This window comes from Helicobacter sp. WB40 (assembly GCF_027859275.1).
Taxonomy (GTDB): domain Bacteria; phylum Campylobacterota; class Campylobacteria; order Campylobacterales; family Helicobacteraceae; genus Helicobacter_D; species Helicobacter_D ibis.
This window is the reverse complement of record NZ_JAQHXS010000012.1, coordinates 1-14,029: the sequence shown is the minus strand read 5'-3', so window position 1 is coordinate 14,029 and position 14,029 is coordinate 1. Positions and strand designations below refer to the sequence as shown.

12 protein-coding genes and 2 pseudogenes are annotated in these 14,029 nt (G+C 30.5%); 6 read left to right on the top strand and 8 right to left on the bottom strand.

The window, feature by feature from the left end; all coding sequences use genetic code 11:
• Positions 1-6 precede the first annotated feature (6 nt).
• Both flgC and flgB read right to left on the bottom strand, forming a co-directional pair.
• Complete coding sequence (gene flgC / locus PF022_RS08040) at positions 7-507, bottom strand: flagellar basal body rod protein FlgC (RefSeq protein ID WP_271021951.1); 501 nt, start codon at positions 505-507, stop codon at positions 7-9.
• 13 nt (positions 508-520) lie between these two features.
• The gene (gene flgB, locus PF022_RS08035) at positions 521-955 is read right to left on the bottom strand and encodes a flagellar basal body rod protein FlgB (protein ID WP_271023470.1); all 435 of its coding nucleotides are present in this window, start codon (positions 953-955) and stop codon (positions 521-523) included.
• A 93-nt stretch (positions 956-1,048) separates the two neighbouring features.
• Here flgB and PF022_RS08030 point away from each other — a divergent pair, with 93 nt between their 5' ends.
• Positions 1,049-1,816, top strand: coding sequence for a TSUP family transporter (locus tag PF022_RS08030; protein ID WP_271021953.1), 768 nt, complete (start codon positions 1,049-1,051; stop codon positions 1,814-1,816).
• A 147-nt stretch (positions 1,817-1,963) separates the two neighbouring features.
• Here the strand turns inward: PF022_RS08030 and PF022_RS08025 are convergent.
• From PF022_RS08025 to PF022_RS08015, 3 genes and pseudogenes are all read right to left on the bottom strand, one after another.
• A pseudogene (locus PF022_RS08025) lies at positions 1,964-2,291 on the bottom strand (methyl-accepting chemotaxis protein); the annotation flags it as partial.
• Between the two features lie 545 nt (positions 2,292-2,836).
• The gene (locus tag PF022_RS08020; RefSeq protein WP_271023466.1) at positions 2,837-3,265 is read right to left on the bottom strand and encodes a hypothetical protein; all 429 of its coding nucleotides are present in this window, start codon (positions 3,263-3,265) and stop codon (positions 2,837-2,839) included.
• Complete coding sequence (locus PF022_RS08015; RefSeq protein WP_271023464.1) at positions 3,258-3,797, bottom strand: hypothetical protein; 540 nt, start codon at positions 3,795-3,797, stop codon at positions 3,258-3,260. The genes PF022_RS08020 and PF022_RS08015 overlap by 8 nt, the downstream gene beginning before the upstream one ends.
• A gap of 415 nt (positions 3,798-4,212) precedes the next feature.
• On the opposite strand from PF022_RS08015, the gene PF022_RS08010 reads away from it, so the two are divergent.
• From PF022_RS08010 to PF022_RS07990, 5 genes and pseudogenes are all read left to right on the top strand, one after another.
• Complete coding sequence (locus tag PF022_RS08010) at positions 4,213-5,652, top strand: saccharopine dehydrogenase family protein (RefSeq protein ID WP_271023463.1); 1,440 nt, start codon at positions 4,213-4,215, stop codon at positions 5,650-5,652.
• Positions 5,653-5,715: 63 nt separating this feature from the next.
• Complete coding sequence (locus PF022_RS08005) at positions 5,716-8,628, top strand: restriction endonuclease (protein ID WP_271023461.1); 2,913 nt, start codon at positions 5,716-5,718, stop codon at positions 8,626-8,628.
• A complete protein-coding gene (locus PF022_RS08000) occupies positions 8,629-10,557 on the top strand; it encodes a site-specific DNA-methyltransferase (RefSeq protein ID WP_271023459.1) in 1,929 nt (642 codons plus the stop codon).
• A gap of 31 nt (positions 10,558-10,588) precedes the next feature.
• Complete coding sequence (tcmP, locus tag PF022_RS07995) at positions 10,589-11,563, top strand: three-Cys-motif partner protein TcmP (protein ID WP_271023458.1); 975 nt, start codon at positions 10,589-10,591, stop codon at positions 11,561-11,563.
• 92 nt (positions 11,564-11,655) lie between these two features.
• Positions 11,656-12,402, top strand: a pseudogene (locus tag PF022_RS07990) (phage Gp37/Gp68 family protein).
• Between the two features lie 158 nt (positions 12,403-12,560).
• Here the strand turns inward: PF022_RS07990 and PF022_RS07985 are convergent.
• The 3 genes from PF022_RS07985 to PF022_RS07980 form a co-directional block, all read right to left on the bottom strand.
• A complete protein-coding gene (locus PF022_RS07985) occupies positions 12,561-12,731 on the bottom strand; it encodes a hypothetical protein (protein WP_271021961.1) in 171 nt (56 codons plus the stop codon).
• Between the two features lie 860 nt (positions 12,732-13,591).
• A complete protein-coding gene (locus PF022_RS08920; protein WP_442908589.1) occupies positions 13,592-13,687 on the bottom strand; it encodes a YgjP-like metallopeptidase domain-containing protein in 96 nt (31 codons plus the stop codon).
• A gap of 75 nt (positions 13,688-13,762) precedes the next feature.
• The coding region (locus PF022_RS07980; protein WP_271023457.1) for a hypothetical protein at positions 13,763-14,029 on the bottom strand (267 nt) is incomplete at its 5' end.

The following is a 14,029-nucleotide window of genomic DNA, read 5'->3' as shown; positions in this document are numbered from 1 at the left end:
ATTCCTTTATGCTTGGAACATTGAAATAGCAGTCGTAGCCATATTCTTAGCACTCTGAAAAACAGCGACATTTGCCTGATAAGCCTTTGTAGCTTCAATTAGATTCGCCATTTCTACAACTGGGTTAATGTTAGGATATGCAACATAACCTTCAGAGTTCGCATCTGGGTGGCTTGGCTCATATTTCATTCTAGGTTGAGTGTCGTCCCTGACAACTTTATCAACATAAACGCTCATTAGCGTAGGCTTTGGCTTTCGCCCCTCATCAAAAATATCCATCTCATCTAATGGATCTTCATATTCTAGCAAATTATTACTTTTTTCATACTTTTGATTCAAAACTTTATCAAAATCAAATGCTTTTAAAATCAATTCTCTTCTTCTATAAGGACCACCTTCATCTGTTCTTGTGGTATTTGCATTTGCTATATTGCTTGAGATTAAATTTACTCTTTGTCTTTGAGCTGATAGTCCATATCCACTAATATCAAAACTAGATAAAAACATCTCTAACTCCTAATTATATATTCTTAGATGATTCTAGAGCATAGGTATAAATTCCACCCTGCTTTCTTAATGCACCAACTATTGCTTGATACATAATGTCATTTTTGCCCATTTCACTTGTCTCAATATCTAAATCAACGCTATTGCCATCATTTCTTGCTAAATGCCCATCTCTATAAAACATAGTAGGCTTATTTAAATCCATTTCTTCTAATGGCAATAGATGATTTTTGTTTGTCAAAGCTACATCAAGCTTGAAATCTCTTTCGTTATTTAAAATCTCATCTGCCTTTTTTGCCATCATTTGTTCGAAATTTAAATCTTTTGGGCGATACATAGGAGTTGATACATTTGCTATATTACTTGCTATCATATCTCGTCTTAACGCCCTGTGGTCTAGTGCTTCTTGTGCTAATGCTCTAGCTGGTGAATAACTAAATATGCTCATATCAAGTCTCCTAAAATGTCTTTGAAAAACACTTAAGCAACTTTTATTCCACTTTCACTTATAATCGTAGATAATCAAATTGGGGAGTTGGTTATGTTTGAGGTTTTTGGATTTGATATATACATTATAGCATGTTTGTTTTTTGTAGCATTAATAGCTGGATTTATAGATTCAATTGCAGGTGGAGGTGGCATGATTACTATACCTAGTTTGCTTCTAGCTGGTGCTTCTCCTCTTGAAACTCTAGCTACAAATAAGCTACAAAGCAGTTTTGGTAGCTTTAGTGCTGCAAGATATTTTTATAACAAAGGCTACATAAACTTAAAAGAATCTCTTCCAAATATAATAATCGTCTTTTTGCTATCTGGAGCTGGAACTATAAGTGTGCAATTTATAGATACTAATGCATTGCAAAAATTTCTACCATTTTTAATAATGGCATTTGGAATCTACTTTTTATTCTCTCCTCAAGTTAATAATGAAGATAGAGCATCTCATAAAAGATTGTTTATACTAGCATTATGTGCAATAGGATTCTATGATGGATTTTTTGGTCCCGGGACTGGGTCTTTCTTTCTTCTAGCATTAATAATGTTAGCTGGATTTAATATTACAAAATCACTAGCACAAGCAAAGCTATATAACTTCTCTACGAATCTAGCATCAGTTTTATTCTTTGCATTTAGTGGGAATATGCTATTTGGCATAGGGCTTATAATGGCATTAGGACAATTTATTGGTGCAAATTTGGGGGCTAAGATGGCTTTAAAATATGGAGTAAAAATCATAAAACCACTAATCGTGCTTGTCTCATTTATAATGTCTATAAAATTAATTTATGAAAATATAATAGTAGGATAACGGAATCTTAAAGATTCCGTAAATTAAAATTGCTTTCTATTTGTATCTTCGTTGATTGCTTCTACAATGCGATTTATTTCTTTTGCAACATCATCAGTCGCATTAGCAACAAACAAATTCTCTTCTGTAATTGTATTTAATGCAATATTGCATCATTAATTTGCTCTATACCAGTAGTTTGTTCTCTTATAGATTCACTCATATCATTAATACCTTGCACTAATATATTTACATTAGCTTCTATTTCATTTAATGATTTACCAGTTCTTTCTGCTAACTTTCTTACTTCATCTGCAACAACTGCAAATCCTCTACCATGTTCTCCTGCTCTTGCAGCTTCTATTGCAGCATTAAGTGCTAGTAGATTTGTTTGATCTGCTATATCTTTAATTACACCTACTATGTTTTTAATATCTTCTGCTTGTCTTGTTACTTCAGATGTTTTATCTGATACATTTTGCATTAAATGCGTAATCTTATTACTTGATGATACACTAAGTATTTGTGCAACTTCATCTCCAAGTGAGTTTATAGCCTCTTCTACTTTGCCGTTTGCTTCACTAATCTAGCTTTAAAAATTAGATTCCCATAAGAGTTAAACACATCTAGGATAACATTTAAATCTTTACCAATCTTATCTCTCAATATATCAAGCATACTATTTAAAACTACCTTTAGTTCTTTTATTGAGGATTGATTGGTTCATTACTAAGCACACCTGCAAAGCTACCATGCTCTATATCTTATGCAACTTTTGTTATCTCATCTATCATAGCACCATCTTTTCTTACAGATTAATTAGTTGAGATTATGTTTTTGTTTATCATCTCAGCCATAGTGCCTATCTCATCATGTGCTACTATTTTGATTGCTTGAGGGGCTGTCTTACTTTCATAATTAATATATCTAAAAATTCATTTAAGAAATTACCCAAATTGGTTAATCGAGTAGAAATATATTTCTTAGAATAAAGCCAAATTGCAACAATAATAAATACCATAGATATTAAAGCTGTAATAATTATGATCGCTCTACGCTTACAAGTGGTGCATATACTTCATCTTTAGGCACAACTGATACAAGCATCCATTCTGTATCTACATCTTTCCATACTCTATATTCTGTGATACCTGCATAATTATCAACTCCATTGTAACTATAATCAACAATACCTATTTCATTATTTTTTATAAACTCTGTAATTTTTTCATCTTTATTTATATCTTTTAGATTCTTACCAACTAATTCACTATTAGAATTAACTAGCATTACACCATTTTCTGTAATCATAAAGTTTCTATTATTCGCATAAGCAACGCTCTTGGCATTGAATATAGAATTAGAAATTTCATTTAAATCAACCACAACGCCAACAACAGCCATTAGTTCTTTTTTTCTATTTAAAATTGGTCTTGTTATATAAACAACAAAGACTCTTTGATTATCCAACTCTACCCATACTTAACACTTTATTGCTAATAGCATTATGTAATGAGTTAAATTGTTTTAAATTATCCTCTGCTTTTACCACTGCTACATCATTATTCTCTCTATGTGCAAAGATCATAAACTCTCCACTATCTAGCAAATAATCAGTATTTTGCAGATATGCAGCCCTTCTTGAATAAACATTATCTCCAGGAATATAAAAATAAGCAAATCTAGCATATTGATTTGTTCTTAATAATCTTTCTACAGATTCTAATAAAATCTTTTGATCAATATTTCCTTCTCTATCATTAACCACGATTAATGCCATAACGCTACCAGCAGATTCCAATACTGCAAAAGTCTGCCCAACAGCACCTTGCACTCTATTTGCAAGTCTAACACTTTCAGTTTGCAATAATTTATGTGCCTCATCTTGTAGTGCAACTGTGAGCTTTGTAGAAATAATAATAGTCAATGCTATCATAACAAGCACTACAACTGAGCTTACAACCATAATTAACTTTGTTCCTAATTGTAATTTTTCATTCATGTCTCCAAAAATAATTTAAAAAATAATTAACTAAATATTAAAAATACACGAAAGTAAATCAATACGGAAGTAAAGAAAAAATTTTATATAGGCTTAATAACAAGAAAGCATTAAAACTAATATACAAAATGCCCCACTCCCACATATGATAAGGGAATACAATATTATCGCAGAATATTTTATCAAACATTAAATAACCCAATTCTTAATATTTTATTTATAAAATAATTATAAATAATTTATATTTAATTAATAATTAATTTATATATTCTTTGCATAAAATTTATTTATATAGCATTTTAATAAGCAAGTGTTTAGCAAGTGTTTAGTGAATATAAATTTTTTATTTTAGTCATATCTTCTTTGTTATTTAAATTGTTATAATTTTTTCAATATTTTAATTCTAGGAGAAGTAATGGCTTGTGTTTTACAAATTGGTGCAGGTGGTGTAGGTGGCGTAGTAGCTCATAAAATGGCGATGAATAGATATGTTTTCTCTAAGATTATCCTTGCTTCTCGCACAATTTCTAAATGTGAAGCAATCGCAGAATCTATCCGTTCTAAAAGTTTGGGTGAGATTATTTGTGAAAGTGTAGATGCAGATAATGTCGATTCTATCGTAGCTTTGATAGATAAATACAAGCCAAAGCTAGTGGTAAATGTAGCCCTCCCCTATCAAGATCTAACCATAATGGAAGCGTGCCTAAGGACAAAGACGCATTATTTAGATACAGCAAATTATGAGCACCCAGATAGTGCACACTTTGAATACAAAGAACAATGGGCATATGATACAAGATATAAAGAAGCAGGTATCTTTGGACTTTTAGGAAGCGGTTTTGATCCGGGCGTTACAAATGTATTTTGTGCGTATGCACAAAAGCATTATTTTGACGAGATTGAATCTATTGATATACTAGATTGCAATGCAGGAGATCATGGCTATGCCTTTGCTACGAACTTTAATCCAGAGATAAATTTGCGTGAGGTAAGCTCCAAAGCAAGATTTTGGGTAAAAGATGAGAAACTAGCATTAAATTCAGATCTTAAAAAAGATACTATTTATCGTAAGTTTGAGCGAGAAGAAAAACACTTCAAACTAGAAGCAAACACACAAGATTTAAAAAATGAAAGCTATTTTAATGGGGAGTGGCGAGATGTCGCTCCACTTGATTTAATGAAAGAGTGGGAATACCCAGAAGTAGGCGTGAAAAATAGCTATCTACTTTACCACGAGGAATTAGAATCACTTATCCGCAATATCAAAGGATTAAAGAGAATCCGCTTCTTTATGACTTTTGGAGAATCTTATCTTACACATATGAAATGTTTAGAAAACATCGGTTTCTTACGCGTAGATGAGATAGAGCATAATGGGCAAAAAATCGTGCCTATCCAAGTGCTAAAAACCCTTCTTCCAGATCCAGCAAGCCTAGCCCCTAGAACCAAAGGTCAAACACACATCGGTTGCTACATAAAGGGTAAAAAAGATGGCAAAGATAGGACAATTTATATCTATAATATTTGCGACCATGAGGCGTGTTACAAAGAAGTAAATGCACAAGGGGTTAGCTATACTACTGGAGTGCCAGCGATGATTGGAGCAAAGTTGATATGTGAGGGCAAATGGGGGCTAAATATGCCAAAAATACCAAACAAAGCAGATAATAGCGATATGCCAAAAGGCGGGGAAAATCAGGGAGTAGATTCTAATAATGGTAGTGGTGTGTGGAATATGGAGCAAAACGACCCTGATCCATTTATGGCAGAGCTAAACAAGCAAGGCCTCCATTATGTTGTGTGTGAGATAGATTCTAATGGGATGCGAAAAGTATTGGAGGATGGGCGGAAGTAGTAATATTTGATTATCAACAATGAAGATAAATATTAATTTAGCTATCATTTAAACGGAGCAAAAATGATTTTTGAAAAACAAGAATATCAGCAAAACTGCTTAGAAAATATAGTTAAGATTTTGCAAGATTTTGATTTTAAAAAGCAAGATAATTTGCAAGAGTGTTTAAGAGCTTTTTATAAAATCACACCCTTACCGGTGCAAAATATTAGTGATAAATTAAATTTAGATATTCTAATGGAGACAGGTACGGGTAAGACTTTCACTTATCTCAATCTTATTTTTGAACTAAACAAGCAATTTAAGCAAAATAAATTCATCATTTTTGTCCCAAGAAAGGCGATTTTAGAATCTGTCAAACAAAATATCAATCTCACAAAAAATTATTTTTATAGTGAGTATAAAAAGCATTTAAAAGCCTATACATACACAGATAGTAAATCCCAATCTCTAATTATTAATCACTATATCAAAAATGAATATGAGTTAAGTGTGCTAATACTCACCAATAGCGCTATTGATAAAGAGGGTAATTTACTTAATAAAAACAATGAGAATCTTTTTAATACTAAAAGTATCTTTGAAAATATAATCTCACTAAAACCTATTTCTATCATAGATGAACCACATTTGCTCAAAGGCGAAGCTTTTAATAAATATTTTTCAAAACTAAATTCTTTGTATTTTCGCTTTGGTGCAACTTTTCCTAAAGAAAATGATTATGAGTTAAGCAATGTTGCATATTGCCTTGATTCCATTTGCGCATTTAGATCTTATCTTGTGAAGCAAATTAGAGTGCATACACTTATTCAGGATAATACTACCCCATTTTTGATAGCTACAAATACCAGCAAGTCAAAATCCGAATCAAAATCCGCAACCTTTTCCTTTTTCAAAAATGGCATAGAAAAACGCACAACAATTTTACAAAATAGTAATTTAGGTAAGCTAGATTCTAGCTTTCAAGGTATTAGTTTGGTAAATGTCAATAAAGACAAAGCATATTTAAGCAATGGAAAGATAATAGAAAAGAAAAAGTCTTATAAACTTAGCGAAGATGAGATTGAAAGTCTTTTAGCAAAAGCTATTGATTTGCATTTTGAAAAAGAAGAGCGACTATTTAAACAAAATATTAAAGCCTTAAGCCTCTTTTTTATCCCAAATATTACAGATTTTAGGGGTGAAGAGCCATTTGTCAAAAATACTTTTGAAAGGCTTTATAAACAAAAACGCAATGAAGTTTTAAAGCAAAATTTAGATAGTAAATATAGAGAATATTTAGAAAAAGATTATGACGATGAAGGAAAGTTGAAAGTGCATCAAGGCTATTTTAGCGGTGATGCCAAGCTTAGTAGCAAGGAAAAAAATATTGACAACCAAGAAGCCGCTGATATAGCATTGATTTTAAAAGATAAAGAAAAATTGCTTTCCTTTGATACATCTTTGCGTTTTATTTTTAGTGTGTGGGCACTGCAAGAAGGCTGGGATAATCCAAATATATTCACTCTAACCAAACTTGCAAATTCAAGCAGTGATGTAAGCCGTCATCAGCAAGTAGGACGAGGACTTAGAATCTGTGTAAATAATGAAGGCAAAAGAATTACACATAGATTTTTGAGAGATGATGAAAATGAGTTTTTTGATATAAATCACCTTGATATGCTTGTAAGCAGTGAAGAAAGAGGCTTTATTGAAGATTTGCAAAGAGAAATAATGGATTCTAGTTTTGCTTTGGATGCGGTATGGATTAGTCAAGAAAGGCTAGAAAGTCAAGGGCTTAATGCAAGAGAGGCAAGTAGATTGCTTATAAAACTAGAAGATCTAAACTTAGTGGAATTTGATGAGCTTGGCAATATTTATAAAATCATCGCCCCTATTTATGAAACAATCAAAGATAATAAAGATTTAAAAGAGCTTTTAAAAGATAAATTTGATTCTATTTTAGGATCTTTTAAAAATATAAATACCACAAAAGAGCAAGTGCAAAATGCTAATGCCCCAAAAGAAAAAGTAAAGATAAAGCAAACTCTAGCACAGGAGTTTAAAGAGCTATGGGATACGATTAATCAAAAATCACTCATTATCTATCAAAATATCAATCAAGATTCTCTAATACAAAACATAGCTAAAGAGTTTAATAAAATCCAAATAGAAAAAGAATCTATCACATTTGAAAGTAAAATTTTTGATACAGAAAACAATAAAATCATTACCCAAGATATACAAACAATTAGCACAAAAGATTATGCAAAAGCACTAGATAAGGATTTTAAATCCTTAAGTCTTGATTTTGTAAAAGAAAATCAAATCCCACTTCCTTTTTTATTAGAGATTTTAAATAATCTAAATAGAGCAAATTTCAATAATTCCCCAAAAGCTGCCTTTGAAGCTTTAAGAAATATTTTTAAAGAAGAATTGCATAAGAATCTACTTTTAAGCGTAGGCTATGAATTTACCCAAAGCTATTCTAATGAATCTGTTTTATATGATGAAAATGGCAAACCAAAAGAAGAGATAGAAAGCCATAAGTTAGGTAGATATATCGCTAAAGATTCTAAAAGCAATAAGCCACTAACCCCGGCATCAAACTATCTTTTTGAAAAAGTAATCTATGATAGTGAAATTGAAAAAGAAGTGATAGTAGAAGAAAATCAAGCAATAGATTCTAAAAGCGTAGTTGTCTTTGCTAAATTACCAAAATTTAGCATTCCCACACCTTTTAAAAACTATGAGCCAGATTTTGCTTACCTGCTAAAAGATAAAAATGGACAAAAAATCTTTTTTATCTGTGAGACAAAAGGCTATGATAATGCCTTGAAAATAAGAGAAGCAGAAGTAAAAAAGATAGATTATGCAAAAAGATTTTTTAAAGCCCTGCAAGAAAGCTTAAAAGATGAAAACATTAAGGTGGTTTATAACACCCGCATTGATAAGCAAGATTTATTAACAAGTTTAAAACAAGCACAAGGAGAGTAAATGATGCAAAAAGATGAAGTGATAAAAAAAGGTATAAAAATTATAGATTCTAAAGAGAGGCACAATGCCTTATTTGAGAATCTTAAAACACACTTTCCACAAACCATTAGAGATAATCAAGTGGATTTAAAGACTATCACCACTCTCTTAGGACTAGATACAAATACAAACATTCAAGGCTATGAGCTTACCTTCACAGGTAAAGCTTTGGCCAATGCACTTTATAGCACTCCTACTCAAAAAATGCTAAAGCTTGAAGAGACTTTTACATATCACAATCTAGAATCTTGTAAACATAGCAAAGAATCCAAAAATACAGAAAACGAAGAAGATTCTAATGCGGAAGCACAAAATTTTATCATCAAAGGCGATAATCTAGATGCACTAAAAATCCTAAAATCCGCTTATAGTGAAAAAATCAAAATGATCTATATAGATCCGCCCTATAATACGACAAATGATAATTTCATCTATCCGGATAATTTTAGAAAAGACTATAAAGCAATTTTGCAAGAAGTAGGACTACTAGAAATCGATGATGAAGGAAATGAGATAGAATCTGAAACTCTGCAATTTTTTAAAAACATACAAAGCACTCGCACACATAGTGGATGGCTTAGCTTTATGTTGCCAAGATTGAAGCTTGCTAGAGATTTACTAAGAGAAGATGGAGTGATATTTATAAGCATTGATGATAACGAACAAGCAAATTTAAAGATACTTTGTGATGAGATTTTTGGGGAAGAGAATTTTGTTAGCACATTAATATGGCGAAAAATTGAAGAAAATAGTTCTTCTGGTGGCACAATGAAGATAACAAAGAATTTTAGAAAAGATCATGAATTTATTGTTTGTTATGCAAAGAATTATGATTTGTTTTTAACTAATAAATTTTTGGAATTACCAAATTTTGAAAACGAGTATAAAAATTTGGATAATGATCCTAGAGGTGAGTTTAAAGCTGGTTCAATTAGTATGAAAGGAACTAAAAACTCATCCAAATACTATGAAATTGAAACTCCAAGTGGAAAAAAATATAGTAGAGTATGGAGAATTACAAAAGAAGAATTTCAGTTATTAGATAAAGACAATAGGATTTATTACGGAAAAAATAGAGATTCTGTTCCACAAATTAAGATTTTTATTAACGAAGAAAGACCCGTTACACCAACAAGTTTTTTTGAAAATTTAGGGAGTTCGTTTTCAGCTGGAGAAGAATTGAATAAAATATTTAAAAACGATAAAGATGATAATATTTTCTCCAATCCAAAACCTATTAATTTAATTAAAAGAATTTGTGAAATTTCTACAAATGCAGAAGAAAATGATATTATCCTAGACTTTTTTGCAGGTAGTGGCACAACCGCACAAGCGGTAATGGAACTTAACGCAGAAGATAATGGTAATCGCAAATTTATCCTAGTGCAACTTGATGAAAAAATAGATAAAAAGAAAAGCAAAGTTGCTTATGATTTTTGTAAAAATACTCTTAAAAGCAAAAGCCCAGTTATTAGTGATATAACGATTGAAAGAGTGAAAAGAGCAAGTGCAAAGATTGCAAATGCAAACCCAGATTTTAATATCCACTTTAATGTGTTAAGTCTAAGCGATAAGCCTGAACTAATCACTACAGAACAAGGCACTTTAGAGTTAATTAGTAATCTAAATCTAAATCCATTTGATAAAGCACTACATCTAGCCTTACAAAGTGGAAAAACGCTAGATAAACCTCTAAAGTCTATCTTTGCAAACAAACTTTATCAATGTGAGGATTGCTTATATCTTGTTACTTGTGATAAAGAAGTGCTAGATTTCTTACGCAATACACAAAATGAATATATTTTCATCGATGGCTTTGAAGATTTGAGTTTAGAAAACTTTTTAAATCTTGATTCTAGCCTAAGTGATAGACTTAGAATTGTGTATTGAGATAAAATAAATAAGAGCTTGGAATAAAAAAATGGCAAAAGATATGCATAAAGAAGAGTGGGATAGTGCAACATTAACAAAGCTAGATGTTTTTGAGCAATATATTGATGAATGGCTTAATGTTACAATTAATTATAAAAAAGATAATAAGATTTTTCAGACAATAGAAATTTATGATTTGTTTTGTGGTAGTGGATATGATGGCACAAAAACACATAAAGGTTCTCCACTTAGGATTCTAGATGCGGTATTAAAACGCGATCGTAAAGATAAAATAATAAAAATTTATTTTAATGATAATGATGAGAATAAGGTTGAGCAACTAAGATCTACTATTGCAAAAGAATACCCTAATTTGAAAGATAAAAATATAGAAGTAAAATATATTTCATCTGACACTAAAGACTTCAAAGTATATTCTAAAAATTATTATAAACTTATATTTTTAGACCAATATGGCATTCAACACATTAATAAAGTTAAAGAATTTTTATGTAAAAGAACAGATATTTTAATTTTCATTTCTTCCGGGCATTGTAGAAGATTTTTAAAAGAAGAATCATTTAAAAAATATTTAGATACTAAGTATATATCAAAAGAAAATTTTGAAGGAAAAACAAGTTATCAAACTCACAGAGTAATAGCTGAATATTTTAAAAAGTTTTTACCTGATAAGTTTATTACTCCTTTTTCTCTTATTAAAGACAATAAAAATATCAATGGCTTGATTTTTCTCTCTACTCATAGAGAAGGACAAAGGAAATTTTTAGAAACTACTTGGAAAATAGATAAAGATTTTGGAGAAGGAAATGTAAATATAGACAAAGATATTTCTAGGGAAAAAGGAACTTTATTTTACGATGAGAGTGCTCCTACACAAAAAGAGAAAGAATATCAAAATTTATTATTGGAGTTTTTAAAAGAAAAAAGAAACAATATTGAAATCAAAAATTTTGGTTTAGATAATGGATTTTTAACTAAACATACAAGTGTTATTCTTAAATAAAATAAAAATAAATTAAAGTGTGAATATTGTGGTGCAAATTCCGGTTTTCATTTGGATAAAAAAGAAATAAAAGTTTATATTGAGCTTAAAAAATGAAACCAACAAAAATTGAATGGACACAAGCAAGTTGGAATCCAACTATTGGTTGCAATAAGGTAAGTTCTGGTTGAAAAAACTGCTATGCTGAAGTCATGGCAAAGCGACTTCAAGCTATGGGTAATAAAGATTATCAAGATGGCTTTAAGTTTAAAATACTTCCAAACAGACTTAATGAACCACTTAAAAATAAAAAACCTACACTATATTTTGTAAATTCTATGAGTGATTTATTTCATGAAAAAATGGATTATGCTTTTTTGGATTCTATCTTGCAAGTTATCAAAAAAACTCCCTATCATCAATACCAAATCCTTACGAAACGCCCCAAAAGGATGAGAGAATATTTTTTAGAAAATGAGATTCCTACTAATGTCTGGTTAGGCACAACAATAGAATCTCGCAGAGTAAAAGATAGGATCGAACTAATCCGAGATTTAAAAGCAAATGTAAAATGGCTTTCTTGTGAGCCTTTGATAAGCGATTTAGGAGAACTTGATTTAAGTGGTATTGATTGGGTGATTGTTGGTGGGGAGAGTGGTTTTAATGCAAGGGCTATGCAAGAATCTTGGGTTTTAAATATCAAAAAACAATGCGAGAAACAAAAAGTAGCATTTTTCTTTAAGCAATGGGGGACTTGGGGAAGTGATGGCATAAAACGAAATAAAAAAGAAAATGGTGCTTTAATTAATGATAAACTTTATAGAGAATATCCAAAAATTTATTACGAGCACTCAAAGTGAAATATAGCAATATATGCAATCGGCTATATTGATTAAAGGATTTTATATAGGATAAAACTAGTTTAAATTAATCTCTAACAACTAGACATAAATAAATTACAAGGAAATCCAATGCAAAACCTCTATTCTTTAATCTTTTTACTGCCTTTTAGCATAACCTATGCAAATACAGATTCTATAACCCGATACTTCTTTAAAAGGCTTTGATTTTGCGATACTTTTAAATCTCTTAAAATCTTCCCACTAAATTCATGTCTAGCTAACTCTTCTCCTGTGCTTGATAGCACTTTTATACTTCCGTCATTATTACCATTTATAAAAATATCCACACTAGAACCAAAGGCAAATGGTGCCCTAAAAGGACTTTGTCCGCTTAAGTTTTTATCATGCTTACTCCTTTTTTGTCTAGCATTTTAGGAGGTTTTAAGTGTGGTTGTAAGGAATAAGGTGCTAAGAGTGTGCCTAAAAAGTCTTTGGGAATGATTGTATGCTAGGCTTGTGTTTGTAAAAATTAAAAAGCAATTAGGAAAATTTTTAAAGCCTTAAAACGAAAGTATTTAAGGCTCATAAAAATAAGGTAGCCTACTTTTGCTTTGTATTTTTATAAACACAAAGACAAAGAGCAATCGTGCAAATTGTAAGGGACTGCTAAGCTAATTTTCGTATGAATTGGGAGGAATTTCTACAACCTTTAAAATTAATTTTTAAAGGTTGTAGAAATTTTAGGGATTCCCATTTTTCATTAAGAAAATTAGCTTAGTTCTTTGAGTTTAGGCTTAAATTTACTTACAAATAATTCCACAAAAGACATTAGAATCTAAGATTCTAAACCCACTTTGTCTTTTGTGAGAAGAATTGTGCTTTAAGTCTAAGTTAAGTGGGCTTATTTTAGAATCTTATTGAGTTTTTAAGAGTTAGATTATAGTTTTTACAAACTAGAATCAACGCCACTAAAGTTATTACATAAATTATAATCAACTCCATGTAGCTCCTTTACTCTCACAAAGACAATAAAAACGAAGCTTAAAGCAGTAAAATTATAACAAAGTTTAGGAAACTTGGCTTTGCTTAGAATCTTATAGTTTCCAACTCTTTGCTAAAAATTCTAAAATGACTTTAGATACTCATATTTTCAAGTATATTTTTTTGATTTTCTTATTAGATTCATCTTTAAATTAACACTTTTTAATCACTCATATAGCAAGTAAGATAACGATAAAAATTCCTTAGAGTGATTTGTGTCAATTAGATGTGCTAATTCATGGAAAATTACATATTCAAACATATTTTTTTGGCTTTTTTATGAGTTCTATATTGAGATTTATATTTTTGTCTCTGTATTGCAACTACTCTATCTTTTTTAATTTACAATCTTCCAACTAAACCAATACCTAGCTAACTCTTCTCCTTGAGAATTAAACACCTTTGCTACTCCTTTCTCATCAAGCAATTTTCTAAAGCTGTCATATCTGCTTCTATCTAGCATTACTTTAGAATCTTCATATAAGTCTTTTAGCACTATATTTATTGCTTCATTGTATCCTTCTTTATTTTCTCTATCCATTTCTTTGAAGACTTGGCTTATTGCATTTGGTGAGATATTTAGCTTTTCTAGCTCACGCTTGAA

Coding starts and splice junctions, on each gene's coding strand:
- PF022_RS08030 (WP_271021953.1), top strand. CDS start 1,049: ATGTTTGAGGTTTTTGGATTTGATATATACATTATAGCATGTTTGTTT.
- PF022_RS08010 (WP_271023463.1), top strand. CDS start 4,213: ATGGCTTGTGTTTTACAAATTGGTGCAGGTGGTGTAGGTGGCGTAGTA.
- flgB (WP_271023470.1), bottom strand. CDS start 955: ATGAGCATATTTAGTTATTCACCAGCTAGAGCATTAGCACAAGAAGCA.
- PF022_RS08920 (WP_442908589.1), bottom strand. CDS start 13,687: ATGTTTGAATATGTAATTTTCCATGAATTAGCACATCTAATTGACACA.
- PF022_RS08015 (WP_271023464.1), bottom strand. CDS start 3,797: ATGAATGAAAAATTACAATTAGGAACAAAGTTAATTATGGTTGTAAGC.
- flgC (WP_271021951.1), bottom strand. CDS start 507: ATGTTTTTATCTAGTTTTGATATTAGTGGATATGGACTATCAGCTCAA.
- PF022_RS08000 (WP_271023459.1), top strand. CDS start 8,629: ATGATGCAAAAAGATGAAGTGATAAAAAAAGGTATAAAAATTATAGAT.
- PF022_RS08005 (WP_271023461.1), top strand. CDS start 5,716: ATGATTTTTGAAAAACAAGAATATCAGCAAAACTGCTTAGAAAATATA.
- tcmP (WP_271023458.1), top strand. CDS start 10,589: ATGGCAAAAGATATGCATAAAGAAGAGTGGGATAGTGCAACATTAACA.